This is a genomic window from Pseudomonas sp. 3A(2025) (genome assembly GCF_054589175.1).
Window position 1 is genome coordinate 71,237 of sequence record NZ_BAAILM010000034.1, and the last position, 24,969, is coordinate 96,205.

The window sequence follows — 24,969 nt, forward strand, 5'->3', positions numbered from 1 at the left end:
CCTGACACAGTTAAGCTAAAGGCTCATCGCTGGAGCATTCCGTCATGCTGACCCTGGGTAATATTTTCGTGCTGATGCTGCTCGCCACCGTAGCGGCCTGGTTATGGCATGCCCACGGGCTGCGCGAAAAGGCGCTGGCGCGAGTCAAGCAGCATTGTGCCCGCCTGGAACTTGAATTGCTCGACGAGAACGTCGCTTTCCGGCGCATGGCCTGGGTGCCCGATGCTCAGGGCCGCAAGCGTCTGGCGCGCATTTACGGCTTTGAATTCACCGTCACCGGCGAACAGCGTCATCCGGGCACCATCACGATGTTCGGTGCGCACAGCGCGCAAATCGAGCTGGCACCCTACCCGTTCGAGATCAAGACGCCGCAACCGACCGCCGATGTCATCCGCCTCGACGAGTGGCGCCAGTCGCACCAGAAATGGAAACAATGACTGTTCAGTGCATGAGGCAAGCGGCAAGGCCTGCCTGCAGTTCATCAATGTCCTGAGCCTCGCTGAAGATCAGTTCCAGCCGTGAATCCTGGCGCCATTCGCTGCTTTTCCAGGCCAGTGGCGAGTTATCCACAGCGTTAGCCGAACACCAGCCCTGCTGGCCCTGCACCACCAGCTTGGCCCGGCGCCAGTTCAGGCCGGCCAGCCAGCGTTCAATACGCGCATAGTCGAAACGCTGTGCCGGATGCCAGCGCCAGCCAATACTCCAGCCTTCAGCGCTGGCCTGGCTGAGTACCAGCGGTTCGCCTTCAGAGGTCCACTGCGCCTGACGCGGCTCGATACTGGGCGGTAATTTCAAGGCATTAACCGCCACACAGGCGACTGTATCGATACCCGGCAACTGCGCCACGGGCAGTTGACCCTGAGTGCACCAGGCCAGCGGCGTGTGCGGCAAGACCTGCGTTAACCGCTGCCGTGTGTCGGCATTCAGGTCTTCAGCCTTGTTCAACACCAGCAACCCCGCCTCGCTCAGCGCGTGTTGCTGAGCCTCGGGCAACGGCTGACCGGCAGCCAAAGCGGCGGCATCGAGCACCATCAGCATCGGCATCACTTGCAGTACGCCTTGCCACGGCGGCTGGCGTAATTGCGCCAGCAACTGTACTGGATGCCCTAGCCCTGAGGGCTCGATCAACAACCGGTCGGGCCGCGCCTTGCGCAGCAGACGCCCCAGGCCAATCTGAAACGGCACGCCATTGACGCAGCACAGGCAGCCGCCAGCCACTTCGCCAAGTGCGATACCATCGGCGTCGGTGGCCAGCAGCGCGGCGTCCAGCCCGATCTGGCCGAACTCGTTGATCAACACCGCCCAGCGCTCATGGGCGGGCTTGTTGGCCAACAAATGTCGAATCAGACTGGTCTTGCCGGCGCCCAACGGGCCGCCGATCACATGGGTTGGAATGTTCTGCAGCATCGGCTCGCTTCTGGAGATCAGGGTTTGCAATCGAGATTACGCCACACAGGCTACACCCTTCATCTGGCGCTATGCCTGCTGGCGTCGGCCAACGTACAAGCCGAGGCCTGTCTGGTGCATAGCCAGGCTGAACGACTCGACGTGAGAGTGTGCCAGGAAAATATCTCGGTGCCGCCCAAACTGTTCCGCGACAGCTTCTGCCAGCCGCAACTGGCCGGGCAGAAGGTCGAAGTCACGTATTCCGAGCACTGCCCGACCGGCGCTTTCGGCGTCTGCCGCAACGCTCAGGTCGCCAATATGCCTTACCGCGAGAACATCCACTATTACGGCGTGGCCAGCGACGCGGCGTATCTCAAGCCGTTTTGCGAAGGACAAAGCAAGGGCCAGTGGCAAACGCCCTGATTAATCAAGCTATGTCCCTGTCGCGTGTTGGTTCACGTCGTAGGAGCGGCTTTAGCCGCGAAAGACAACACCACAAGATTAGCGGCGTTCCCGTTCCCGACTAAAGTCGGTCCTACAGCGGTGCAACACATAACGCAGACATAGCCATAATCAAGCCAGCCAATCCAGGGTCAGAATCAACCGGCGCTCATCGCGCGCCAGCGGCGGTGAGCGGTGGATCAGGCCACGGCCTTCATTGCCGCTCCAGCGCTCGCCCTTGAGCAGCGCCACCTCACCGCAGTTCAGTTGCTGGATCTGTGCCGGCTCCGGCAATTCGATATCGCGTGGCCCCAGCTGCGCCCGGTCCATGGCGCGCTCGGCCAGCCACTGGCTGCCGCTGCCGGCGTAGGTGGTGATCAGGCGCATGGGCACATGATCGACATGAAAACGCGGGCACATGGCCTTGTCCATCGCCCGCAAGCGCACGCCAACCCGCTCGGCGCCCAGCAGACAAGCATAGGCGCTGACCAGCCATGACACATCGGCAATAAAGCCGGCATGCCCCTGCACATCGGTGTAGCCCGACGCCAGCCCGGACAACTCGGGTTCGACCTCACCGCCCTCAACGTCCAGCGACAAAGACTCGGACAGCGGCTCGTTCAGCGACAACAAGCCTTGGGCGAAATCGTGGATATGGAGCGGCAAACGCCGCTGCCATACCGCCAGGTTGATACCGTCCTGCAACGCCTCGGCAAGAATATCCGGTGTATCGCCGTGCACCTGGCGGGCATTGGCTTTAAATGGCAAAACCTTCGCAAGCATCAGGCCGCCTCCTCATGCCAGTCGCCAAACGGGTCGGGCAACGCACTCCAGGCTTCGCTGCCCAGGCCCATTTCTGCATCCGTCAGCAGGCAGTCGTCCAGCTCGGCGGTCAGTTGCGCAAAGTCGATGTTCTGGCCGATGAACACCAGTTCCTGACGGCAATCGCCAGTGGTCGGGGTCCAGTGCTCCATGATCGCCGTGAGGCTTTCCTGATCCTCGGGCCAGTGCGCACGCGGTACGAAGCGCCACCAGCGTCCGGCCGGGCCATGGCGCATCAAGCCGCCAGCCTGCGACCAGCTACCCGCTTCCTGGTGTTTGCTGGCCAGCCAGAAAAAGCCCTTGGAGCGCAGCAGTTTGCCGTTACTCCACTCACGGTTCAGAAAGCTGAAAAAGCGCTGCGGGTGAAACGGCCGCCGTGCCCGGTAAGCGGTCGAGGCAATGCCGTACTCCTCGGTTTCGGGCACATGCTCGCCGCGCAGTTCCTTGAGCCAGCCGGGTGCCTGGGCAGCCCGCTCGAAATCGAAACGGCCGGTGTCGAGAATGGTCGCCAGCGGCACCTGGCCCATGACCATCGGCACGATGTGCGCCTGGGCATTGAGGCGCGCCAGAATCGCCAGCAGCTCTTCGCGCTCGCTGGAACTGATCAGGTCGATCTTGCTGAGCAGAATTACATCGGCAAACTCGATCTGCTCGATCAGCAGGTCGGTAATGGAACGGTCATCGTCCTCGCCCATGCTCTCGCCACGGCTGGCCAGGCTTTCGGCGGCCTGGTAATCGAGCAGGAAATTCACCCCGTCGACCACCGTGACCATGGTGTCCAGCCGCGCGATGTCCGCCAGGCTGGTGCCCGCCTCGTCGCGGAAGGTAAAGGTCTCGGCCACCGGCAGCGGTTCGGAAATACCGGTGGACTCGATCAGCAAGTAATCGAAGCGGCCGTCTTGCGCCAGACGGCTGACCTCTTCGAGCAGGTCTTCACGCAGGGTGCAGCAGATGCAGCCGTTGCTCATCTCGACCAGCTTTTCATCGGCGCGATTGAGGCTGACATCGCGCTGCACTTCGCTGCCATCGATATTGATTTCACTCATGTCGTTGACGATCACCGCCACCCGTAGATTCTCACGGTTGCGCAGCACATGATTGAGCAAGGTACTCTTGCCCGCGCCAAGAAAGCCGGACAGGACGGTAACGGGAAGACGGTTCGGCATCAGGATTCACCAGGCAGTTGCGAGGGTTCGTGTAAATCTAATCACCTATAAATGTTATAGTATAACAATGCAAAATAGCCAATTAATCCGACCAAGGCACAGGCATGCATTCCATCTCGAAAATGCTGACGGCGATTTTTCTCTGCCTGATAGGTACTCAAGCCTGGGCATTTGGTGCGCAGCCGCCCTTTGAGCGCGCGAACTGCACGCGCAGCCTGACCCTACTGGCCTGCAGCGATTCATCGGGCAATGGCTATAGTGTTGCGACGCAGGGCAATACAACCTACTTGCAGGGAGTTGAAGCGGCAGGTAAACGGCGCTGGGCACAGACCAACAGCCGCTTTGGGCAACTGACGTTTTTCACGGGGATGGCGTCGGATGGTGAAGCCTGGGTTGGGACGATTCAGCGTGTGGGCTGGACCACCATCACGCGAGTGTCCAGTTCGAAGGGTACGCGTAGCAGTATCAGTTGCGGGCGCCTGACCGGATGTCATGAGCTAAAACGGTGAAACAACCAGAGTGTTCCACGTGGAACACTCTGGTTTTGCATTGATGTTTCACACTCAGGTACGCGGTGCCACGGCACCACATTGCGGCCCTAGCCACACTGCGCGGGTGTCCATGCTGCCCTTCTGCTGCTGACCCGACGCGTTGAATGTGCCGGCCACTTTGGTGGTGAATTCACGATCACTGAGAAATTGCGCCTGCCCTGCACCTTGAGCCCGTGGGCAACTGAACTGGAATTTCCAGTTCGGGCCATCGCGTTCGGTGATGCTCTGTTTGCAGCCAGACTTCGGGTCAGTCAGCGGAATATCGTTCGACTTGACCTGCGCCTCGGTCAGGCAGAAACGCACGCCCTGCCCGCCAAGCGTAATGCCCTGGTTCTTCATGCCCTGCTCCAGCATCGCGCGCTGCTCGGGCGGCAGCATCTGCAACTGACCCAGCATCACTTGCAGGTCCGGCAAGGCCTGGCCGTCGACCTGCATGTTGCTCGACGACATTTCCCAGAGGCCCGGCTGCAGCATCTGCGCCTGAGCGACTGGCGCTGCCAGGCAAAACATCCAGGCCAACATGCGTTTGTTCATTTCAGTAGTCCTTGTCGGGTTGCTTGTGTAGATGAGCATACAGATGAGCCTTGGACCTGAACTGTTACGCGGCGTTGCACGCTGAATTAAATAGCGACAATAACCGGTAGCTGTGGTCTGTTAAGGCCAACGATCCAGACAACAGCCAGGAGAACGACTGCGTATGGATTATCACAGCCCGTATTTCTTCGGTTATGTGTTGGCCTTCATTCATTTGCTGGGCACCGCTGCGGCCATCCATGCACTGTTCACGGTGCGCACGGCGCAAGGCGCGATTGCCTGGGCGATGTCGTTGCTGTTCATCCCCTACTTCACCCTGATCCCGTACATGGTCTTTGGCCGCAGTTCGTTCGACGCCTACATCAAGGCACGGCGGCAGGCCAACAAAGAGATGAAGCACGCCATCGGCAACCTCAACTGGCGACCGTGGATCGACGAAGCCGTGGCCGCACGACGCTCGGATGCTTACGCCGCCCTGCGCGCCATGCCTCGCCTGGGCACCATGCCGGCGCTGGCCAATAACCACGTGAAACTGCTGATCAATGGCCAGGCCAGCTTCGCGGCGATGTTCGAGGCGATTCGGCAGGCGCGGCAAACCGTGCTGGTGCAGTTCTTCATCATCCATGACGACGACCTCGGTCGCCGCATGCAGGACCTGTTGCTCGAAAAGGCCGCTGAGGGCGTAGCGGTGTATGTGCTGTACGACGGCATCGGCAGCCACAAACTGCCCGCCAGCTACGTGGAAAAGCTGCGCGCCGGCGGCGTGCGCATCAAGGCCTTCGCCACCCATGGTGGCTGGCTGAATCGCTTCCAGATCAACTTTCGCAACCACCGCAAAATTGTCGTGGTCGATGGCATCAAAGGCTATCTGGGCGGCCACAACGTCGGCGACGAATACCTGGGTCTCAAGCCGCCGTTGTCACCGTGGCGCGACACCCATGTGCAAGTCATCGGTCCCGTGGTCGCCTGCCTGCAAGAGTCGTTTGCCGAAGACTGGTTCTGGGCCACCCGCCAGTTGCCGCCGCTGAGCCTGCCCGACAGCTACCCGGAAGACGGGGTGCTCTGTCAGCTGCTGGCCACCGGCCCTGCCGATGCGCAGGAAACCTGCTCGCTGTTTTTCGTCGAGGCCATCCACTCTGCCGAAAAGCGCATCTGGATCACCAGCCCGTATTTCATCCCCGACGAGGCGGTGTCGGCGGCGCTGCACCTGGCGGTATTGCGCGGCGTGGATGTGCGCCTGCTGCTGCCCTCGCGCCCGGATCACTATGTGGTGTATGCCGCCTCCAGCCTCTACGCCTTCGCCGCCGTGCGCGACGGGGTGCGCGTGTTCCGTTACCAGCCGGGCTTTTTGCACCAGAAGGTGGTGCTGGTCGACGACGAGATCAGCGCCATCGGCAGCGCCAACCTCGATAACCGTTCGTTCCGGCTCAACTTCGAATTGATGCTGCTGACCGTCGACGGTGAGTTTGCCAGTGAGGTCGAAGCGATGCTCACCGCCGACTTCGAGCTGGCCCGCGAGATCACCCTGCAAGACAGCCGCGACACCCGCGGTTTGCATCAACTGGGCATGCGCGTGGCGCGCCTGATTTCGCCGATCCTGTAATCAGCGGTACACATCCGCTCGCGTCAGCGGCAGGGTGTGTCCGCCGTCAGGCAGTGGTTTGACAGCCAGGATCTGGTGCAGGTTGATCCAGTGCCTGGCAAAGGCATAGGCACAACCGGCCAGGTACAAACGCCAGATGCGCAGGCGCTGCTCCGCAATCAGTCCCCGCGCCTCGTCCAGCCGCGCTTCAAGCCGGTTGCTCCAGTGTTCCAGGGTCAGGGCGTAATGCAGGCGCAGGCTTTCGACATCGACGATTTCCAGCCCGGCATCGCTCAAGTGGCTGCTGATCATCGCCAGGTGCGGCAACTCGCCATTGGGAAACACATACCGACCGATGAACTCGCCGGCACCACGGCCCACCGGGCGGCCGTCGGTGTGCAGCGCGGTAATGCCGTGATTCATCACCAGTCCACCGGGCTTCACCGCCGCGAACAGGCACTGGCTGTACAGCGGCAGATTGGCATGACCAACGTGCTCGAACATGCCGACACTGACCACCTTGTCGAAACGGCCGTCCTGCGGCAGTTCACGGTAGTCGAGCAGTTGCAGCTCGATGCGGTCCTGCAAACCCTCGGCAGCCACCCGATCTCGCGCCAGGCTCAATTGCTCGCCGCTCAAGGTAATCCCGAATACCCGGGCGCCATATTCGCGGGCTGCAAAGCGCGCCAGCCCGCCCCAGCCACAGCCGACATCCAGCAGATAGTCACCGGGCTGCAAGCGCAGCTTGCGACACAGGTGATGGAATTTATCCTGCTGGGCCTGTTCAAGACTTTCTTCGCCGGTCTTGAAGTAGGCACAGGAATAGACCATCTCCTGATCGAGCCACAGTTGGTAAAACGCATTGGACAGGTCGTAGTGATAAGACACCGACGTCGCATCGAGTGTCGGGTCATGGGCAACATGCTGGTGCGGTGCGTCACCCCCTTCCACATCACCCAGTGCCGTCGTCAGTTCGTCGCACAGGCGCACCACTTCACGGATCGAACCTTCCAGTTCAAGCCGCCCTTCGACAAAGGCACTGCCCAACAGGCCCAGGCTGGGGCGGGCAAAATCGCTGACCAGTTGCGGGTCATTGACCACGATGGTGACGCTGGGCGCCGGGCTCAGGTCCAGCTCGTGGCCATTCCAGAGTTTGATGCGCAGGGGCAACCGAAGGTGTTGCAAAGCCGCTGGAAGTTGCACGTTCATCTCGAGAACCCTCTGTATCTACAGGGCATGTCGGCAACAGGTTAGTCCAGAAATGCTCAATGATGAATATCGTCGGGCCAATGGTCGAATGCTCAGAACACGACCCACATCACGTTTTTCCTTACCTGATGCTGTACGAAAAGTCCTCAGGCGCCGATGATGCCCCAGACTTGACGACAAGGACGCTCCCTCTTGATTTCGATCTACCAGCTCAAACCGCGCTTTCAGAACCTGCTGCGCCCTCTGGTGAAACGCCTTTACGACAAGGGCGTCACTGCCAACCAGGTCACCGTCGGCGCCTGTGTAGTCTCGCTATTGGTCGGCGCTGCGGTGGCCGCCGGTATTCCGCATTACGGCGTGTTCGCGCTGATCCCGCTGTGGATGATCCTGCGCATGGCGCTCAATGCCATCGACGGCATGCTGGCCCGTGAGTTCGGCCAGCAATCGCGCCTGGGCGCTTACCTCAATGAACTGACCGATGTCATCGCCGACAGCGCGCTGTTTCTGCCGTTCGCCCTGATAGCCGGTGTCAGCCCGGCACTGGTGGTGCTGGTCACGCTGCTGGCGATCATCAGCGAGTACACCGGCGTGCTGGGACCGATGGTCGGTGCGGCGCGGCGCTACGACGGGCCGATGGGCAAGAGCGACCGGGCCTTCGTGTTCGGCGTGCTGGGCGCCGGCGTCGCCGCAGGTTTACTTGCGCCAGCATGGATCAATCTGGTGCTTGTCGTGGTCTCAGCCTTGCTGATCTACACCGTGATCAACCGCGTGCGCCAAGGGCTCGCGCAGATCAGCGAAGCGGATCGTTAACCACCACCGCCCCATCGAACTCCAGTCTGGCAAAAGGAACCCGCCATGCGCGACGTGATCGCCCTGCATTTCAGTACCCACGATGGTGTCGAGCTGTTTTATCGACACTGGCCGGCCAGGGGCGTGATGCCCGGCAGCCCGCGCCAGGCCATTGTGCTGTTGCACCGTGGCCATGAGCATTCCGGGCGCATCGCCCACCTGGTCGAAGAGCTCGACCTGCCAGGCTTTGACTTCTTCGCCTGGGACGCACGCGGCCACGGCCAGTCACCGGGCGAGCGCGGCCACAGCCCAAGCTTCGCCACCAATGTGCGCGACCTGCAAACCTTCATCGAGCACATCGGCGCCAGCCATGTGATCGACATCGGCAATATCGCCGTCATCGGCCAAAGTGTCGGCGCGGTGATCGCCGCCACCTGGGTTCACGATTACGCGCCGAAAATCCGCGCACTGGTGCTGGCGTCGCCCGCCTTCGACATCAAGCTGTACGTGCCCTTTGCCCGTCAGGGCCTGGCCCTGCTCAAGCGCATCAAGGGCAACTTTTTCGTCAACAGCTACGTCAAGGCGCGCTTCCTGACCCATGACCGGATGCGTCAGGTGACCTACGACAGCGACCCGCTGATTGCCCGGGCCATCTCGGTGAATGTGTTGCTGGGTCTGTACGAGGCTGCCGAACGGGTAGTGGCCGATGCCCAGGCGATCCAGGTACCGACCCAGGTGCTGATCTCCGGCGCCGACTTCGTGGTGCATCGCGCCCCGCAAGAACGCTTTTTCGACCGCCTGGGCAGCCTGCATAAAGAGAAGCACGTGCTGCCCGGTTTCTTCCACGACACCCTCGGCGAGCGCGACCGTGAACAGGCGCTGGTGCGTATCCGTCGCTTTGTCGGCCAGGCCTTTGAACGACCGCTTGAAAGCCCTGCCCTGCTCGATGCCGACCGCGTCGGTGCCACCTGCGCCGAAGCCGAGACCCTGGCCGCGCCGCTGCCGCGTAACTCGTTGCGCGACCTGTACTGGCGCCTGACCCGGGCCGGCCTGCGCCTGGGCAGCAAGTTCTCCAATGGCGTGAAACTGGGTTTCGACACCGGCTTCGACTCCGGCAGCACCCTCGATTATGTGTACCGCAATCAACCGGCCGGGCGCGGTGGACTGGGCCGAATGATCGACCAGAACTACCTGCAGTCGATCGGCTGGAAAGGCATTCGCCAGCGCAAGGTGCACCTCGAAGAACTGCTGCGCCTGGCCATGCAGCGGCTGCACGAGCAACAGCGTCCAGTACGCATCGTCGACATTGCCGCCGGCCACGGCCGCTATATCCTCGACGCGCTCAAGGGTGTCGAGCCGCGACCCGAGTCGATCCTGCTGCGTGACTACAGCGACATCAACGTCCAGCAAGGCAGCGCGCTGATCGAGCAACTGGACCTGGACGAGATCGCCCGCTTCATCAAGGCCGATGCCTTCGACCGCGCCGACCTGGCCGCCATCGAGCCCAAACCGACCCTGGCCGTGGTGTCGGGCCTGTACGAGCTGTTCGCCAGCAACCAGATGGTCGGCGACTCGCTGGCGGGCCTGGCCGCCGCTGTCGAGCCTGGCGGTTATCTGGTCTACACCGGACAACCCTGGCACCCGCAACTGGAATTGATCGCCCGCGCACTGACCAGCCACCGTGCTGGCCAGGCCTGGGTCATGCGTCGACGCAGCCAGGCGGAAATGGATCAACTGGTCGAGTCCGCCGGCTTTCGCAAGATCACCCAGCGCATCGATGAATGGGGCATTTTCAGCGTTTCCATCGCGCAACGACTGCCGTGAGCGGCATACGAGAGGCCGGACTGTGGAAGCGCGCCGTGGTCTGGTTGCTGTGCCTGGCGCCGCTGTTTTTCGGCACTTACGGTTTTGCCACCTGGTACACGGCGCAGCGCGACGACGTCGGCACGCTGGTGTTCGCCTGGGAAAGCCATATGCCGTTCTGGGCCTGGACCATCGTGCCGTACTGGTCCATCGACCTGCTGTACGGGTTTTCGCTGCTGGCCTGCCTGACCCGCCGGCAACTGGATACCCACGGCCTGCGGCTGCTCAGTGCGCAGTTGCTGGCCGTCAGTTGCTTTCTGCTGTGGCCGCTGCGCTTTACCTTCGAGCGCCCGGAAATGGACGGCGTGTTCGGCTGGCTGTTTGCGGTGCTGGCCGGTTTCGACAAGCCCTTCAATCAGGCACCTTCGCTGCACATCGCCCTGCTGGTGATTCTGTGGGTGTGTTTCGAGCGCTATGCGCAGGCATTCCACAGCGCCTGGCGCTGGCTGCTGCATGGCTGGTTCGCACTGATCGGCGTGTCGGTGCTGACCACCTGGCAGCATCACTTCATCGATGTGCCCACCGGCGCACTGGCCGGCTGGCTGTGCGTGTGGCTCTGGCCCGATGAAGGCCGTAGCCCGTTACTCGCAGCGCGGCTGACCACTGAGCCCAAGCGCTTGCGACTGAGCATGTACTACGCGCTGGGTGCTGCACTGCTGGCCTGGACGGCATTCAGTCTGGGCGGTAGCTGGCTGTGGCTGTTGTGGCCGGCTTTTTCACTGGCACTGGTGGCGCTCAATTACCTGCTGTTCGATGCCGCAGGCTTTCAGAAGCGTAGCGACGGCAGCCTCTCTCCAGCCGCCTGCTGGCTGCTGGCACCGTACCTGGTAGGCGCATGGTTGAATTCGCGGCTGTGGACCCGCAAGCATCCTCAAGCGGATCACGTGGTGGATAACGTCTGGCTCGGACGAATACCCGATGATCATCCGGCACAGGACTTTGCCGCGATCGTCGACCTGTGCGCCGAGCTTCCCGCTTCGGTCGGTACGCGCGCCTATCGCAGCCTGCCGCAGCTCGACCTGATCGCTGCCGATGCCGAGCACTGCCTGGCGGCGGCGCAAGCCATCGAGGCGCTGCGTCAGAACGGCCCGTTGCTGGTGTGCTGTGCGCTGGGCTATTCGCGCAGTGCCACCGCCGTGGCGGCCTGGCTGCTGTACACCAAGCGAGTCGATTCGGTGGACGCCGCCGTCGCGCTATTGAACACGGCGCGGCCGGGTGTGGTGCTGCGCGCCGAACACCGGCACAGCCTGAGCCAACTGCCATGAGCGCAGATATGCAGCTGCATGTCGTAGCCAGCCTGCTGCGCCGTGGCCGGGCGCTGGATAATCTGTCCACCGGGCTGACGCTGGTGAGTCTGGCGGCCGGTCTGATTCGGCTGTGGATAACCTCGGGCAGTCTGTCGTTCGTGCTGCCGGTCGTGTGCGTCGTCATTCTCGGCCTGATCGAAAAGTACTACGCCCTGCGCGTGGCGTTCGACGCCGATCTGTTCCAGAGGCTGGGCAACGATGCCCGGCCGTTGTCGGAAAACACCCAGGCGCTGGACCAGGCCCTGAGTGCACTCGGTCTGCAACCTGCAGACAAGGCAGGCCGCCCCTGGGCGGTACGCAGCCAGGGAGCACTCAGGCTCTTGCGCCAACAGCTGTTGTTCGTCGCCTTGCAGGTCGTTGTGCTGCTGGGCGCACTGCTGATTTTGCCCTTGCTCCATTGAAGGATTAAAGGAATTGTCATGTTCGAATCTGTGGTAGCCACCCTTATCACCGCCGGCGCGCGCAGCGTCACCGGCGCTCGCAGCCTGTGGCTGGGCTGCACGCCGGAACCGGTGCAGCGCATCTACTTTGCCAACCACAGCAGCCACGGCGACTTCGTGCTGCTCTGGGCCTCGCTGCCACGCAGCCTGCGCGGCTTCACCCGGCCGGTGGCCGGCGCCGACTACTGGCAGTCGGGCGCCCTGCGGCGCTACATCATCAACAATGTGTTCAACGGCGTGCTGGTCGACCGTAACCGCACCGACGAACACAGCAACCCGTTGCAACCGATGCTCGACGCACTGGAACAAGGTCACTCGCTGATCATCTTCCCCGAAGGCACGCGCAACCCGGACGAAGGCCTGCTGCCATTCAAGAGCGGGATTTACCACCTGGCCAAGAGTTACCCACAGGCCGAGCTGGTGCCGGTGTGGATTTCCAACCTCAACCGGGTCATGCCCAAGGGCCGCTTCCTGCCGCTGCCGCTGTTGTGCACCACCAGTTTCGGTACACCGCTGCATCTCGAAGAAGACGAAAGCAAAGAGCATTTTCTCGCCCGCAGCCGTGAAGCGCTGCTGGCCCTGGCGGCGGAGCAGTAACGATGGAGAACCAGACTCAACTGTTGTTCATGGGCATTGGCGTCATTCTGTTGCTCGCGTCGGTGATCGGCTATGTGCTCAAGCTCAAGGCGCGCGGCCCGCATGCCGTCATCGACAACCTCAACGCGCGGATCAACGCCTGGTGGGTGATGGTGCTGGTCATCGGCGCTGCCTTCTGGCTCGGCTATACGGCGGTGATCCTGCTGTTCTACGCGGTGTCGTTCTATGCGCTGCGTGAGTTCCTGACCCTGACCCCGACCCGGCGCAGCGACTACCCGGCCCTGGCTGCCGCGTTCTATGTGGCACTGCCGGTGCAATACGTGTTGATCGCCACCAAGTGGTACGGCCTGTTCTCGATCTTTATTCCGGTCTATGTGTTTTTGCTGCTGCCGATCCTGGCGTCGCTGGGCGGCGACACCAAGAACTTCCTGGAGCGCGCCTCCAAGGTCCAGTGGGGCCTGATGATCGCGGTGTTCTGCGTGTCTTACGTGCCGGCGTTGCTGACCCTGGATATCCCGGGCTATGAAGGCCGTAACCTGCTGCTGATCGCCTGGCTGGTGATCGTCGTGCAGCTCTCGGACGTCTTGCAGTACGTGTGCGGCAAACTGTTCGGCAAGCGCAAGATCGCGCCCAATCTGTCGCCGTCCAAGACCGTCGAAGGTTTTGCCGGCGGCATCGCCCTGGCCTCGATGATCGGAGCAGCGCTGTGGTGGATCACCCCGTTCAGCCCGTTGCAGGCACTGGCCATCGCGGTGCTGGTCAACCTGCTGGGTTTTGCCGGCGGTATCGTCATGTCGGCGATCAAGCGCGACCGGGGCGTGAAGGACTGGGGGCACATGATCGAAGGCCACGGCGGCATGCTCGATCGTTTGGATTCGGTGTGCTTCGCCGCGCCGATTTTCTTCCATCTGGTGCGCTACTGGTGGACCTGACACGGCCTTTGATGCTGGCGAAATGATTGCTGAATATTGCAGCATTTCGCCCGCAATGCCGCATAACCCGCTGTCTTGACGCCGTCCTGGTTAACAGGCACGGCGTTTTTTATTGAGTTTTTTTCGAACCGTATCTCGTCTTTGTTATCTGTTATCGGTAGTTTGCGTTCGGCAAGGAGACGTTGGCGCGCTTTTTTGTGCAGGACGCACGGCATTTTTTAGAGGCTTCACGTTATGAACCGCAGGAATCTCCTGAAAGCATCGATGGCTGTGGCCGCTTATAGCGCCCTGCCAGCCTCGGGGCTTTTTGCTGCGCGCGCCCTCGCCGCGGCAGCCGATGGCGAAAAGGAACCGTTCGATTTCGCGACGTTGCAGGTCCAGGCCAAACAACTGGCCAGCCAGGCGTATGTCAGTACCAAACAGGTGTTGCCACCGGTACTCGCGGACATGACCCCGCAGCAATTCAATGCCATCCGCTACGACCCTAATCACTCCTTGTGGAAGGAAGTCAAAGGCCAGCTCGACGTGCAGTTTTTCCACGTCGGCATGGGTTTCAAGACGCCGGTGCGCATGTACAGCGTCGACCCCAAGAGCAAGACTGCCCGCGAAGTGCATTTTCGCCACGAGTTGTTCAACTACGAGACCAGCGGCATCGACAAGAACCTGGTCAAGGGCGACCTGGGTTTCGCCGGCTTCAAATTGTTCAAGGCACCGGAAATCGCCATCCACGACATCCTGTCGTTCCTCGGCGCCAGCTATTTCCGTGCGGTGGATAACACCAAGCAGTACGGCCTGTCGGCCCGTGGCCTGGCCATCGACACCTTCGCCAAGCGTCAGGAAGAATTTCCCGACTTCACCAAATTCTGGTTCGAGACCCCGGCCAAAAACGCCACGCGTTTCACGGTCTACGCCCTGCTCGACTCGCCAAGCGCCACCGGTGCCTACAAGTTCGACATCGATTGCCAGGCCACTCAGGTGGTCATGGAGATCGACGCGCACGTCAATGCCCGCGCCGACATCGAACAACTGGGCATCTCGCCGATGACCAGCATGTTCAGCTGCGGTACCCACGAGCGCCGCATGTGCGACAGCATCCACCCGCAACTGCACGACTCCGATCGCCTGTCGATGTGGCGCGGCAACGGCGAGTGGATCTGCCGCCCACTGAACAACCCGGCGAAACTGCAATTCAACGCGTTTGCCGACAAGGACCCGAAAGGCTTTGGGCTGGTGCAGTACGACCATGACTTCAAGAGCTATCAGGACACCGTGGTCTGGTACAGCCGCCGCCCGAGCCTGTGGGTCGAGCCGACCAACGCCTGGGGCGAAGGCGAGATCAGCCTGCTGGAAATCCCGACCACCGGCGAGACCATGGACAACATCGTGGTGTTCTGGACCCCCAAGAACAAGGTCAAGGCCGGCGACTCGCTCAACTACAGCTACAAACTGTTCTGGAGCGCTCTGCCTCCGGTCAGTACCCCGCTGGCGCAGATTCACGCCACCCGCTCAGGCATGGGCGGCTTTCTCGAAGGCTGGACCCCGGGCGAGCACTACCCCAAATACTGGGCGCGCCGCTTTGCGGTCGACTTCCATGGCGGCGGCCTGGACCGGCTGCCCGAAGGCGCCGGCATCGAACCGATCCTCAAGGTCTCGCACGGCAAGACCCAGGATTTCAATATCCAGTACCTGCCGGACATCCAGGGCTACCGTGTGATGTTCGACTGGCTGCCGGACAGCGACTCGGTCGAACCGGTTGAAATGCGCCTGTTCATCCGCTCCCGCGACCGCACGCTGAGCGAGACGTGGCTGTACCAGTACTTCCCGCCAGCACCAGACCAGCGCAAGTACCCGTAAACCATAGAGCTTGCAGGACCTGCCGGGCGGCGGGTCCTGCAACATTCAAACCGCGCCCTGCATGAAGAACTCAACAGGTACATCGAAAAACGCCGAAAACCCTTTGATATGGGCCACGGTCATTTTTCTCTTGTTGTTGAGAATCTCGGAAATAATGCTCTGGGTTGCAATGGCTGCCAGGTCCTTTTGCCTGACACCACGATCATCCATCAGAAAAGCCAGTGCCTGAGCCTGTGATGCATAGGGAACCAGGACGGTTTGTGCCTCATATTCATACACGCGGTCAGCGATGGCTTCGGCAAAACGTGCCGCCACGTCATCTGCTTCGTGGGCATGGGAATAAAGCTCATTGATCAAGGCCATCCGAACCTGCAATTCATCGTCATTACCAATAGGTTCATGGCAGGCCGACAAAAGCCGGGACATAATCGCGGACCGATCGCTCAGGGCTTCCAGTAAGGGGGCTATATCTGCAATGACCGTCTTCAGGTCAGTGGGCGCGACGTTGTCGTTCATCATGCGGTTACCTGTCATTCCATAGCGTTCAGAGAACGTCTGTTGTCCTTGATCACACTTATTTGACTTCATGTTTCCACCACTTGTCATAACCTGAGTGCGGCAAGATCTCTTTTATATAAATCGTGCCATTCAGAGGGTTAATCCAAGTGATGACCCGACAGTCGTTTTTCTTGATGTCAAAAATATAGATATCAAGAGGCCCTTTCCTGCTGATGCTCTTCAATCGGCTAAAAGGGATACGGTCGGTATTCCAACCTGATGTGTTTAACCATACCGAACGAATCTGATCAAAAGATTCAAAGCGCAGGCTTGCCCTGTCAAACGTCGCAAGCCACAAGCTGAGCGGTGCTTGCCATTGGCCGTACTTCTGAATGGCTGACGTTACCGCCGCTTTGGTCAATACACGCATCGCATACCTCGTCATCCCTGACCATCAAAAAATATCGCATTATGCGATAATCATCAATCCAATATCGATGTACGGGCCAAGCCTAGTCGCGCCTCAAAGATCGTCACATACAACATTGCTTCCGGCTTTTTCTGTCCAATGCATTGACAGCCCGCCCATCTAAGGCTGTTATAGAGGCCTGTCACGTCGTTGGAGCGTTCGCTCCAGACTCTCTGCATTCTCCCAAGCCCCTGGCTGCATCGACCCCTCCCGCGCGGTCGGTTGGCGGTAGCGTTCCTGCTTGCCGTGCAATCGATGCCTGCGCCTGCTTGAAGGCACATCCTCATGACGTTGAATCCTGCACTCGCAGACCACGACGCGCGCGCGTCGCTGTTGGCGTTCGACAAGTCCACGGTCATTGTCTGGGTCGCGATCAGCCTGCTGCTGGTCGAGACCTTTTCCGGCGCGTTGCGCTATTACTTCGACCAGGCCGGGCTGGGCCCTGTGCTGTACCTGCCCAAAGCGGCCTGCATCGTGTTGTTCGTGCTGGAGTTGTTCACCTTCAAGGGTGGCCGGGTGTTCTGGCTGTGCCTGTTGGCCTGGATCGTTTCGGCACTGTTGGCGATGTTGCATGGCGCCAGCCTCTACAACCTGGCGTTCAGTCTGTTCGCGATCAGCCCGTTGTTGTTCGGGCTGGTCTGCAGCCGGTATCTGTTGCAGCGCCAGACACTGTTTGGCAAAGCCATCGCCTTTTGCCTGCTGGCTTCGCTGGTCGGGCTGTTGCTCGACAAGTACGCCCAGGTGCCATGGAAAGGCTACAGCTACAACGTGGGCGAGACCCAGTTGAGCGGCAATACCTCATGGAGCGATGCCGATCAGGACCGGGTCGCCGGCTTTGCCCGTGTATCGAACATCCTGTCCGGGCTGATCGCGTTGTACAGCCTGTACCTGTTGCTGTTTCTGCGCTCGCTGACACTCAAGACGATCCTCTGCAGCGTCGCACTGGTGGCCATCGTCATGACCACCAGCAAGGCGCCTGCCGCCGCCTTTGTGCTGACCCTGATGCTGATGCTGGTACTGCGCCTGCACTGGACCTGCCAGGCGCTGTGCGTGCTGGTGGTCGCGGTCGGCTTGCTGTTGCCGCTGATGGGCCTGATCCATGACTTCGACCCGCACACGGTCAGCAGTAGCAGCAGTTCGCTGGCCTCGTTGTATGACCGGCTGAACAACACCTGGCCCAACCTGTTCAAGGCCATGAGCCTGGAAGGCTGGGGCTTGAGCGGTGCCGGCTTCGGCATGGTCGGCAGCAGCCAGGTGCTGTTTCCGGTGATGAGCGCGCAATTGCTGACCGGGGTCGACAGCACGGCGTTGTACCTGTGGGCCATGCTCGGGCTGGCCGGGCTGTTGCTGTACACCTTGCAGGTGCCCTTGATGTTCGCCCTGCTCAAGGACGACAGCCGTCTGGCGCGCATGCTGCTTTCAATTGCGTTCTGCTGCTGCCTGATCGGCTGGACCACCGACCTGTTCGAGATTGCCATTGCCAATCTGTTTCTCGGGCTGGTGATCGGTCATGTGCTCAGCGCCCGCAGCGCCAGCGCCACACAAAGCGACCAGCCGCAGGAATTTCAGCTGTTGCCCTTCAAGGCGGTGAACTGAGGTGGCGGGTATAAGCGGATTGCATATCCGCAGCATTGCCGCCCTGCTGACGGGCGTACTGGCCTGGTTGCCGGCAGCCCACGCCCAGCCCCGGACCGAACCTGAATTCATTCTGGGCATTACCACGCACCTGATGAATATCGAGCGTCCCTTGAAAGAGCCAATGACGCTGGCAGCCGAGGCGGGCTTCAACTCGGTCAAGGACGACATTCTGTGGTCGACGGCCGAGCGCACCCCGCACCATTTACGCATCCCTGATCAATGGCGACGCTACCTGAGCGAGGCCGAAACGCTGAACATGAGCCGCCTGGCGATCCTTGGCTACAGCACCTGGTTTCATCAGAACGCCAAGCCGCGCACGCCCATGGTCACCGGGCCGTTTCTCAAATACGTCGACTACGTCAGCCAGCAACTGGGCAACCGCGTCGATTTCTACGAGATCTGGAACGAATGGGACCTGCAAGCGCCCAGTGATCGCCAACTCGCCGTAGATTACGCCGCCCTGGTACACAAGACCGTACCGGTGATCCGCAATAACACGCTCAAGGCGCCCGGCACTCCCGCCAGAATCCTGGCCGGCGCCGTCACCCCCGAGGGCATGCAATACGGCTTTGCCGATTACCTGATCGACAGCGGCGCGCTGGACCTGATCGATGGCTTGTCGGTGCATCCTTATGCGCATTGCGCGGCCAACGACGGCAACACTCCCGAAGCCTGGGTACGCTGGGTGCGCGACTACGAGCAGCATATCCGCACCAGGGCCGGCCGTGATGTGCCGATCTATCTCACCGAAGTCGGCTGGCCCAGCCATCAGGGGGCTTGCGGCAAGAGCGAAGTCACCCAGGCGCTGTACATGACGCGCATCTGGTTTCTGGCGCGCAGCATTCCCAACATCAAGGGCATGTGGTGGTACGACCTGTACAACGACGGGCCGGACCGCTTCGATCAGGAAAACAACTTCGGCGTGCTTAACGAAGACCTGTCGCCCAAGCCTGCCTACACGATGATGAAAGCCATTGCGCCGGTGGTGGGCGAGTACACCTACGACGCGCAGGCCAGCACCCTGACCGATCAGTTGTATCAGCTGTATTTCAGCAAGGGCGAAGAGCGCGTGCTGGTCGCCTGGGCCATCGGCGCGCCACGTGAGCAGCAGGTTGCCAGCCATGCGCCTGTGAGTGGCCCGGTACAGTGGCTCGACACCGTACACGCCGAGCAGGGTGAAATCGCCAGCGAGCGCGCCTGGCAATGCGAAGGTCAACGCTGCACCGCGTCGGTGCCACTGACCCGCTTCCCCAAGATCATTCGCCTGACACCGTAAAAATCGTACTTTCCACCCGTGTAGGACCGACTTTAGTCGGGAAGCAGACGACACCATTTTGTGTCGTGCCATTCGCTGCTGAAGCGGAACGCCGCCCGGCAGCTCCTACGAGTCCATCCCAGCCACCTGACGGCCCTCCCCCATGCTTTTCAGAAAAGACATCAATGGCCTGCGCGCCATCGCGGTGCTTGCCGTGCTGGTTTATCACTTTAACCCGGCCTGGCTGCCGGGCGGCTTTGCCGGGGTCGATGTGTTCTTCGTGATCTCCGGCTACCTGATCACCGGCATCATCCTGCGTGGGCTGGAGGGTGGCACGTTCAGCCTGCTGAAGTTCTATCGCTCACGCGCGCAACGCATCATTCCGGCACTGGCCGTGTTGTGCGCGGTATTGCTGGTCGGCGGCTGGTTTTATCTGCTGCCACTCGATTACAGCGCGCTGGGCAAGCACGTCGCCGCCAGCCTGGGGTTCGTATCCAATATCGTCTATTGGCAGGAAGCCGGATATTTCACCGCCAATGCCCACGAGAAGTGGCTGCTGCACACCTGGTCGCTGTCGGTGGAATGGCAGTTCTACCTGCTCTACCCCGTCGCCTTGTTGATCCTCCAGCGTCTGACCGGACGCGAGCACGTGCGCTGGTGGGTACTGGCTGCCTGCCTTGGTGGATTTGCCGCGTGCCTGTTCGCCGCACAGCGCTGGCCGGAGCCGACGTTCTATCTGTTGCCGACCCGCGCCTGGGAGTTGCTGCTGGGCGGCGTGGCGTGTCTGTTTCCGCTCAAGCTCAAGGTCATTCAACAGCGCTGGCTGGAAGGCATGGGGCTGGTGCTGATTGTGGCCAGCTTCTGCCTGATCGAAGTCAGCCAGGCGTGGTCGGCAGCATTGGTCCTGCCGGCCGTACTCGGCACCTGGGCGGTAATCGCCGCGGCGCGGCAAGACTCGTGGCTGACCGCCAACCCGTTGTCGCAATGGCTGGGCACGCTGTCTTACTCGCTGTACCTGTGGCACTGGCCGGTGGTGGTGCTGATGAACTATGCCGGCTGGCTGGGCGATGTCGGTAACGTCATGCTGGGCATGAGCACTGCGCTGGCGCTGGGCATGGCCTCATGGTGGCTGATCGAAAAACCCGGCGCCGCCGCCCGGCAGATACCCGCCTGGAAGTTCACCGCCGCCAGCACCGCGATTACTTTGCTCTTGGTTGGGGGGACGTTGGTCAGCCTTTCTAAAGGGGTGGTATTAAACCAACGAAGCATCAGTGTCTCGGACAAGGCGCAGTTTATTCAGGCGTACGTCGATCGCCAGCACGCGCTGTACGAACCTTACTGGCTCAAGTGCGATGCCTTTTCGGCCATGACCCAACGCGGTGAGTCGGGCATCGACCCCTCGTGTACGCGCGCGCAAGGCACAGGCGGTGTACTGCTGTGGGGCGACTCGCATGCCCAGGCGCTGTCGCTGGGGCTGCGCACCCTGCTGGCACCCGGCATGCCGTTTTACCAGGTGACCTCGGCCAGTTGCCCGCCCAGCCTGACCCGCCCGGAACCGCGCGGCGATGTTGGCCGCGCCTGTGCCTACGCCACGGACCTGGCCTGGCAAAGCATCGAGCGCCTGCACCCGGACACCGTGGTCATGGCGCAGAAAGACCATCACGACAAAACCGCCTGGAACGACATTGCCGCCCGCCTGAAACGCTACGGCGTCAGGCACGTCGTGCTGGTCGGCCCGGTGCCGCAGTGGACGCCCTCGCTGCCCAGCGTCATCGCCAGCCGCCATTGGGGTTTGAACCAAGCGTATATCCGCGACCCGGCCCTCAACCGGCAGGTCATGGCCGTCGACCAGGCGACCCGACGCCTGATCGACCCGGCCAGCGTGCAGTTCGTCTCGCTGATCGACCAGTTGTGCCGCGCCGACGCCTGCTTGGCACGGCTCGACGACGCGGGTGCGCTGTTGCAGATCGACGACGGCCACCTCAGTTCAGAAGGCTCGCTGTACGTGGTGCGCCGCTTTGTGTTGCCGCGCCTGAGCAATTAAACCGACAATTCTTTTTGTGGTGCCATCACATCGCTGCCATGCTCGACGTTCAGGATGATTCAAGTTGAACCGCAAAGGACGCCAGGCATGAAATGTTGCTCTTTGGTTGCGGCAGGTCTGTTGGCCTGGCTGTCACCTCTCCCCGCTCAGGCCCAGCCTTATCTGGCTGGCGGCTCGGAGTGGCGGCCGTTCAGCTATGCCGACGAACAGGCGCAGTTGCAAGGGGTGTCGGTAGACATCGCTCGCCGGGTGCTGCAGCAGGCGCAACTTGAAGCGCAGTTCGTGTCGTACCCGGTCAACCGCTTGCAGGCCATGCTCGACAAGGGCCAGATCGACTTCAACTATGCTGAATCGCCGAGCTGGAAAGAACCGGATGAAGCGGCGCGCTATGTGTTTTCCGTGCCTTACCTGAAAGTCCGCGAGCATCTGTACTTCGCCGCCGACAACCCGGCGGCGACATTGCCGGCTGAACAGCTGAGCAACCTGACCATCGGCATGGTACGCGGTTATACCTATCGCAAGCTGGACCCGGCGTTCGAGTTCAAACGTCTGCAAAAACTGGAAACGTCCCAGGACCTGGCGCTGCTGGAGTTATTGCAGGCCGGGCGGGTCGATGCGGTCGCCATGGTCGACGACCTGTACCAATCGCTGGTGATCACCGGAAAGATCGACCCCAGCCGCTTTCGCCAGGGCGCACAACTGAGCGAGGCGCCGCTGAGCATCATGCTCCAGCCGCGCCACGCCGCGCTGCTGCCGCAGATCAATGCAGCGATTGTGGCGCTGCAAGGCAGCGGCGAGATCCAGCGTATTCGTGATGAATATCGGCCGACGACGCGCCTGGCCTGTGGTTCGGCAAACCAGACCTGTTAAGCCTTAAAAACGCGGCTTCAGCGCCGTCCAGTCGGCCCGGTACTTCTGCATCTGGGTCACGTCGTTGCGCTGGCGAATGCCGCAGCTGTGGTACAGGTCATTGAGCTTGCCCAACTGGTCGTAATCCAGCTCGACCCCCAGCCCCGGCGCATCGCGCAGCGCCACGCAGCCGTTGACGATCGGCAGCTTGCCGCCCTTGATCACCTCTTCGTCCGGCTCCTGCCACGGGTAATGGGTGTCGCAGGCATACGCAAGATTCGGCACCGCCGCCGCCACATGGGTCATGGCCATCAGGCTGATTCCCAGGTGTGAATTGGAGTGCATCGACACGCCCAGGCCAAAGGTGTCGCACAGGCGCGCCAGAATCTGCGTGTCGCGCAGCCCGCCCCAATAGTGATGGTCGGCGAGCACGATCTGCACGCTGTTCAGCGCCACGCTGCGGCGAAACTCATCGAAGTCGGTGACCACCATATTGGTCGCCAGCGGGATGCCGGTGCGCTTATGCACCTCGGCCATGCCTTCCAGGCCCGGGCACGGGTCTTCGAAATACTCCAGATCCCCCGCCAGTTGCTCGGCCATGCGTAGCGAGGTGTCGACCGACCAGTTACCGTTCGGGTCGATGCGCAGCGGCGCATCCGGGAACGCCTGGCGCAGCGCCTTGATGCACGCCACTTCATGTTCCGGGCCCAGAATCGTGCCGGCCTTGAGCTTGATGCTCTTGAAGCCGTTCTCTTCGATCATGGTCCGCGCCTGGGCGACGATCTGCTCAGGCGTGATGCCCTCACCCCAACGGTCGGGGTTGTATGGCGAACCGATATGCTCCGCGTACTTGAAGAACAGATAAGCGCTGAACGGCACTTCCTGACGCACCGCACCGCCCAGCAGATTGACCAGCGGCATGTCCAGCGAACGCGCCTGCAAATCCAGAAACGCCACCTCGAAGGCCGAATAGGCGTTGGCCACCTGCTTGCTCGGGTGCGAGCCCGGCGCCAGCTCGGCACCGGCGCTGACCGGTTGCAGCCCGGCCACGGTCTTGACCACCCGTGCCCGCAAACCATTGAGGTCGAACGGGTCCAGCCCTACCAGGCTGTTTTGCATGGCCTGCAACACGTTGAGTACCGGCGCATCGCCGTAGCTTTCACCCAGGCCGATATGGCCGCTGTCGCTCTCGACCTCGATGATCGAACGCAGCGCGTAGGGTTCGTGGATGCCGCTGGCGTTGAGCAACGGGGCATCGCGAAACGCAATCGGCGTGACGCGTACGTGTTTGATCCTCATGACTGAGCTCCTGTTTTAACGAATGTAGGCTTGGTGTCGCTGCCCTTGCCCTGCCCTTTGCGGGTTTTGGTCATGAACACCAGGATGCCGGCCACCAGCGACACCGTGGCCAGGCCGATCAAGCCGCCCTGAATGGAACCGGTGGTCTGTTCCAGATAACCGAAGGTAGCGGGCGCCACGAAGCCGCCGAGGCTGCCCACCGAGTTGATCAGCGCGATGACGCCGGCGGCGATACGTGCATCCAGATACGCCTGCGGAATGGGCCAGAACAGTGAAGAGGCGGCCTTGAAACCAATCGCCGCAAAGCAGATGGCGACGAAGGCGAACACCGGCCCGCCAGTGGTCGACATGAACAGCCCGATGGCAGCAATCACGAACGCCGCCGAGGCCCAGGCCTGCTGCCACTTGAAGCGCGCCGCCAGGCTGGCGAAGGCGTACATGGCCGCCACGGAAATGATCCACGGAACCGAGTTGAACAGGCCGACCTGTACATCGCTCAGCCCGCCCATCGAGCGGATGATGCTCGGCAGCCAGAAGGTGCAGCCGTAAATGGTCAGCGAGATCGAGAAGTACAAGAAGCAGAACAACAGAATCTGCGGGTCGCGCAGCAGGCGCAGCGACGACTGATGCACCGCCGGGCCGCCGCCGCTGGCCCGTTCGCGCTCGCGCTGTTCTTCGTCGATGCAGGCGGTCAGCGCCTGTTTTTCATCGTTGCTCAGCCATTTGGCGTCCTTGGGCAACGAGTCGAGCCAGAACCAGACAAAGCCGCACAGCAGCACCGAGAACATGCCCTCGATGAAGAACATCCACTGCCAGCCGTGCATGCCCAGGCCTTCGATGTTCAGCAACGCGCCGGACAAGGGGCCAGAGATGATCGACGCCAGCGCCGAGCCGCTGAGAAAGATCGCCATGGCCTTGCCGCGCTCGCCGGCCGGCAGCCATTTGGTGAAGTAGTACACCACGCCGGGGAAGAACCCGGCTTCGGCGACACCGAGCAGAAAGCGCAGGATGTAGAACCAGGTTTCGTTGGGCACAAAGGCCATCGCGGTGGCGACGATGCCCCAGGTGAACATGATGCGGGTCAGCCAGACCTTGGCGCCGTAGCGTTGCAGCAGGATATTGGACGGCACCTCGAACAGCGCGTAACCGATGAAGAACAGCCCGGCGCCCAGCCCATAGGCCGCTGCACCAATGCCCAGGTCGGTTTCCAGATGGCTGCGCACGAAGCCGATATTGACCCGGTCGATGTAGTTGACGATGAACATCACCACAAACAGCGGCAATACATGGCGTTTTACTTTGGCGACCGCCTGCGCAACGAGCGCCGGGTCGGCCGGGGACGGGATGGTGTTCAAGGGATGGCTCCGGTTCGTTGTTTTTGTGGAGTGAACCGATCATGTACCGGGGTATTGTTTCCGTCTAATCTAGATTGACACTTGATTGA

At 61.4% G+C, this 24,969-nt stretch carries 24 protein-coding genes; 15 read left to right on the forward strand and 9 right to left on the reverse strand.

The features are described 5' to 3' along the window. Positions 1–44: 44 nt before the first annotated feature. Entirely contained in the window at positions 45–437 is a 393-nt protein-coding gene (locus ACYP2A_RS14235; RefSeq protein WP_459745836.1) for a DUF3301 domain-containing protein, read from the forward strand. 4 nt (positions 438–441) lie between these two features. Here the strand turns inward: ACYP2A_RS14235 and ACYP2A_RS14240 are convergent, their stop codons facing one another. Further along, positions 442–1,407: a CobW family GTP-binding protein gene (locus tag ACYP2A_RS14240; RefSeq protein ID WP_459745838.1), complete on the reverse strand. Its 966-nt coding sequence runs from the start codon at positions 1,405–1,407 to the stop codon at positions 442–444. A gap of 24 nt (positions 1,408–1,431) precedes the next feature. On the opposite strand from ACYP2A_RS14240, the gene ACYP2A_RS14245 reads away from it, so the two are divergent. After that, on the forward strand, positions 1,432–1,809 hold the full coding sequence (locus tag ACYP2A_RS14245) for an NADH:ubiquinone oxidoreductase (RefSeq protein WP_459745839.1): 378 nt from the start codon (positions 1,432–1,434) through the stop codon (positions 1,807–1,809). A gap of 150 nt (positions 1,810–1,959) precedes the next feature. Here ACYP2A_RS14245 and ACYP2A_RS14250 read toward each other — a convergent pair whose 3' ends face one another. Continuing rightward, the gene (locus ACYP2A_RS14250) at positions 1,960–2,610 is read right to left on the reverse strand and encodes a DUF1826 domain-containing protein (RefSeq protein ID WP_459745841.1); all 651 of its coding nucleotides are present in this window, start codon (positions 2,608–2,610) and stop codon (positions 1,960–1,962) included. Then, a complete protein-coding gene (gene zigA, locus ACYP2A_RS14255) occupies positions 2,610–3,815 on the reverse strand; it encodes a zinc metallochaperone GTPase ZigA (protein WP_459745843.1) in 1,206 nt (401 codons plus the stop codon). The genes ACYP2A_RS14250 and zigA overlap by 1 nt, the downstream gene beginning before the upstream one ends. A gap of 122 nt (positions 3,816–3,937) precedes the next feature. Here zigA and ACYP2A_RS14260 point away from each other — a divergent pair, with 122 nt between their 5' ends. Next, positions 3,938–4,324: a glutamine synthetase gene (locus ACYP2A_RS14260; protein WP_459746258.1), complete on the forward strand. Its 387-nt coding sequence runs from the start codon at positions 3,938–3,940 to the stop codon at positions 4,322–4,324. A gap of 54 nt (positions 4,325–4,378) precedes the next feature. Here ACYP2A_RS14260 and ACYP2A_RS14265 read toward each other — a convergent pair whose 3' ends face one another. Further along, positions 4,379–4,900, reverse strand: a complete 522-nt coding sequence (locus ACYP2A_RS14265; RefSeq protein WP_459745844.1) for a DUF3617 domain-containing protein — start codon at positions 4,898–4,900, stop codon at positions 4,379–4,381. A gap of 163 nt (positions 4,901–5,063) precedes the next feature. On the opposite strand from ACYP2A_RS14265, the gene cls reads away from it, so the two are divergent. Further along, positions 5,064–6,503, forward strand: coding sequence for a cardiolipin synthase (gene cls / locus ACYP2A_RS14270; RefSeq protein WP_459745845.1), 1,440 nt, complete (start codon positions 5,064–5,066; stop codon positions 6,501–6,503). Here cls and cfaB read toward each other — a convergent pair whose 3' ends face one another. Continuing rightward, positions 6,504–7,691: a C17 cyclopropane fatty acid synthase CfaB gene (gene cfaB, locus ACYP2A_RS14275; protein ID WP_459745847.1), complete on the reverse strand. Its 1,188-nt coding sequence runs from the start codon at positions 7,689–7,691 to the stop codon at positions 6,504–6,506. 192 nt (positions 7,692–7,883) lie between these two features. Between cfaB and ACYP2A_RS14280 the strand changes: the two genes are divergently transcribed. The 7 genes from ACYP2A_RS14280 (at position 7,884) to ACYP2A_RS14310 (ending at position 15,473) form a co-directional block, all read left to right on the forward strand. Next, positions 7,884–8,501 (forward strand): CDP-alcohol phosphatidyltransferase family protein, encoded by a 618-nt coding sequence (locus ACYP2A_RS14280; protein WP_459745849.1) that lies wholly within the window; start codon positions 7,884–7,886, stop codon positions 8,499–8,501. A 45-nt stretch (positions 8,502–8,546) separates the two neighbouring features. Further along, positions 8,547–10,304: a bifunctional alpha/beta hydrolase/class I SAM-dependent methyltransferase gene (locus tag ACYP2A_RS14285; RefSeq protein ID WP_459745850.1), complete on the forward strand. Its 1,758-nt coding sequence runs from the start codon at positions 8,547–8,549 to the stop codon at positions 10,302–10,304. Then, the gene (locus ACYP2A_RS14290; RefSeq protein WP_459745851.1) at positions 10,301–11,608 is read left to right on the forward strand and encodes a phosphatase PAP2/dual specificity phosphatase family protein; all 1,308 of its coding nucleotides are present in this window, start codon (positions 10,301–10,303) and stop codon (positions 11,606–11,608) included. Before ACYP2A_RS14285 ends, ACYP2A_RS14290 begins: the two co-directional genes overlap by 4 nt. Further along, positions 11,605–12,051 carry a hypothetical protein gene (locus ACYP2A_RS14295; RefSeq protein WP_459745853.1) on the forward strand — a complete coding sequence of 149 codons (447 nt, stop codon included), beginning with the start codon at positions 11,605–11,607 and terminating at the stop codon, positions 12,049–12,051. The genes ACYP2A_RS14290 and ACYP2A_RS14295 overlap by 4 nt, the downstream gene beginning before the upstream one ends. Before the next feature lie 18 nt (positions 12,052–12,069). After that, the gene (locus tag ACYP2A_RS14300; RefSeq protein WP_459745854.1) at positions 12,070–12,687 is read left to right on the forward strand and encodes a lysophospholipid acyltransferase family protein; all 618 of its coding nucleotides are present in this window, start codon (positions 12,070–12,072) and stop codon (positions 12,685–12,687) included. A 2-nt stretch (positions 12,688–12,689) separates the two neighbouring features. Then, a complete protein-coding gene (locus ACYP2A_RS14305; protein ID WP_459745856.1) occupies positions 12,690–13,619 on the forward strand; it encodes a phosphatidate cytidylyltransferase in 930 nt (309 codons plus the stop codon). 234 nt (positions 13,620–13,853) lie between these two features. Continuing rightward, a complete protein-coding gene (locus ACYP2A_RS14310; RefSeq protein ID WP_459745857.1) occupies positions 13,854–15,473 on the forward strand; it encodes a glucan biosynthesis protein in 1,620 nt (539 codons plus the stop codon). Positions 15,474–15,518: 45 nt separating this feature from the next. Here ACYP2A_RS14310 and ACYP2A_RS14315 read toward each other — a convergent pair whose 3' ends face one another. Together ACYP2A_RS14315 and ACYP2A_RS14320 are read right to left on the reverse strand one after the other, a co-directional pair. Next, a complete protein-coding gene (locus ACYP2A_RS14315) occupies positions 15,519–15,992 on the reverse strand; it encodes a helix-turn-helix domain-containing protein (protein ID WP_459746260.1) in 474 nt (157 codons plus the stop codon). A 55-nt stretch (positions 15,993–16,047) separates the two neighbouring features. Next, positions 16,048–16,401, reverse strand: coding sequence for a type II toxin-antitoxin system HigB family toxin (locus ACYP2A_RS14320; RefSeq protein ID WP_459745859.1), 354 nt, complete (start codon positions 16,399–16,401; stop codon positions 16,048–16,050). A gap of 324 nt (positions 16,402–16,725) precedes the next feature. Between ACYP2A_RS14320 and ACYP2A_RS14325 the strand changes: the two genes are divergently transcribed. The 4 genes from ACYP2A_RS14325 to ACYP2A_RS14340 all read left to right on the forward strand — a co-directional run bounded on the left by ACYP2A_RS14325 (position 16,726) and on the right by ACYP2A_RS14340 (position 22,247). Next, positions 16,726–18,036, forward strand: coding sequence for a hypothetical protein (locus ACYP2A_RS14325; protein ID WP_459745861.1), 1,311 nt, complete (start codon positions 16,726–16,728; stop codon positions 18,034–18,036). Positions 18,037–18,055: 19 nt separating this feature from the next. Beyond that, entirely contained in the window at positions 18,056–19,354 is a 1,299-nt protein-coding gene (locus tag ACYP2A_RS14330; RefSeq protein WP_459745863.1) for a glycoside hydrolase 5 family protein, read from the forward strand. 142 nt (positions 19,355–19,496) lie between these two features. Further along, a complete protein-coding gene (locus ACYP2A_RS14335) occupies positions 19,497–21,377 on the forward strand; it encodes an acyltransferase family protein (protein ID WP_459745864.1) in 1,881 nt (626 codons plus the stop codon). 87 nt (positions 21,378–21,464) lie between these two features. After that, complete coding sequence (locus ACYP2A_RS14340; RefSeq protein ID WP_459745866.1) at positions 21,465–22,247, forward strand: substrate-binding periplasmic protein; 783 nt, start codon at positions 21,465–21,467, stop codon at positions 22,245–22,247. A 3-nt stretch (positions 22,248–22,250) separates the two neighbouring features. On the opposite strand, the gene ACYP2A_RS14345 is transcribed toward ACYP2A_RS14340, so the two are convergent. Next, positions 22,251–23,525 (reverse strand): glucarate dehydratase family protein, encoded by a 1,275-nt coding sequence (locus tag ACYP2A_RS14345; protein ID WP_459745868.1) that lies wholly within the window; start codon positions 23,523–23,525, stop codon positions 22,251–22,253. After that, positions 23,522–24,880 (reverse strand): MFS transporter, encoded by a 1,359-nt coding sequence (locus ACYP2A_RS14350; RefSeq protein WP_459745870.1) that lies wholly within the window; start codon positions 24,878–24,880, stop codon positions 23,522–23,524. The genes ACYP2A_RS14345 and ACYP2A_RS14350 overlap by 4 nt, the downstream gene beginning before the upstream one ends. Between the last annotated feature and the right edge of the window lie 89 nt (positions 24,881–24,969).

What these genes read in the sequence shown, in the direction of transcription:
- ACYP2A_RS14235 (WP_459745836.1), top strand. Translation starts at nt 45, where the DNA reads ATGCTGACCCTGGGTAATATTTTCGTGCTGATGCTGCTCGCCACCGTA.
- ACYP2A_RS14240 (WP_459745838.1), bottom strand. Translation starts at nt 1,407, where the DNA reads ATGCTGCAGAACATTCCAACCCATGTGATCGGCGGCCCGTTGGGCGCC.
- ACYP2A_RS14250 (WP_459745841.1), bottom strand. Translation starts at nt 2,610, where the DNA reads ATGCTTGCGAAGGTTTTGCCATTTAAAGCCAATGCCCGCCAGGTGCAC.
- zigA (WP_459745843.1), bottom strand. Translation starts at nt 3,815, where the DNA reads ATGCCGAACCGTCTTCCCGTTACCGTCCTGTCCGGCTTTCTTGGCGCG.
- ACYP2A_RS14260 (WP_459746258.1), top strand. Translation starts at nt 3,938, where the DNA reads ATGCTGACGGCGATTTTTCTCTGCCTGATAGGTACTCAAGCCTGGGCA.
- ACYP2A_RS14265 (WP_459745844.1), bottom strand. Translation starts at nt 4,900, where the DNA reads ATGAACAAACGCATGTTGGCCTGGATGTTTTGCCTGGCAGCGCCAGTC.
- cls (WP_459745845.1), top strand. Translation starts at nt 5,064, where the DNA reads ATGGATTATCACAGCCCGTATTTCTTCGGTTATGTGTTGGCCTTCATT.
- cfaB (WP_459745847.1), bottom strand. Translation starts at nt 7,691, where the DNA reads ATGAACGTGCAACTTCCAGCGGCTTTGCAACACCTTCGGTTGCCCCTG.
- ACYP2A_RS14285 (WP_459745850.1), top strand. Translation starts at nt 8,547, where the DNA reads ATGCGCGACGTGATCGCCCTGCATTTCAGTACCCACGATGGTGTCGAG.
- ACYP2A_RS14295 (WP_459745853.1), top strand. Translation starts at nt 11,605, where the DNA reads ATGAGCGCAGATATGCAGCTGCATGTCGTAGCCAGCCTGCTGCGCCGT.
- ACYP2A_RS14300 (WP_459745854.1), top strand. Translation starts at nt 12,070, where the DNA reads ATGTTCGAATCTGTGGTAGCCACCCTTATCACCGCCGGCGCGCGCAGC.
- ACYP2A_RS14305 (WP_459745856.1), top strand. Translation starts at nt 12,690, where the DNA reads ATGGAGAACCAGACTCAACTGTTGTTCATGGGCATTGGCGTCATTCTG.
- ACYP2A_RS14310 (WP_459745857.1), top strand. Translation starts at nt 13,854, where the DNA reads ATGAACCGCAGGAATCTCCTGAAAGCATCGATGGCTGTGGCCGCTTAT.
- ACYP2A_RS14315 (WP_459746260.1), bottom strand. Translation starts at nt 15,992, where the DNA reads ATGATGAACGACAACGTCGCGCCCACTGACCTGAAGACGGTCATTGCA.
- ACYP2A_RS14320 (WP_459745859.1), bottom strand. Translation starts at nt 16,401, where the DNA reads ATGCGTGTATTGACCAAAGCGGCGGTAACGTCAGCCATTCAGAAGTAC.
- ACYP2A_RS14325 (WP_459745861.1), top strand. Translation starts at nt 16,726, where the DNA reads ATGACGTTGAATCCTGCACTCGCAGACCACGACGCGCGCGCGTCGCTG.
- ACYP2A_RS14335 (WP_459745864.1), top strand. Translation starts at nt 19,497, where the DNA reads ATGCTTTTCAGAAAAGACATCAATGGCCTGCGCGCCATCGCGGTGCTT.
- ACYP2A_RS14340 (WP_459745866.1), top strand. Translation starts at nt 21,465, where the DNA reads ATGAAATGTTGCTCTTTGGTTGCGGCAGGTCTGTTGGCCTGGCTGTCA.
- ACYP2A_RS14345 (WP_459745868.1), bottom strand. Translation starts at nt 23,525, where the DNA reads ATGAGGATCAAACACGTACGCGTCACGCCGATTGCGTTTCGCGATGCC.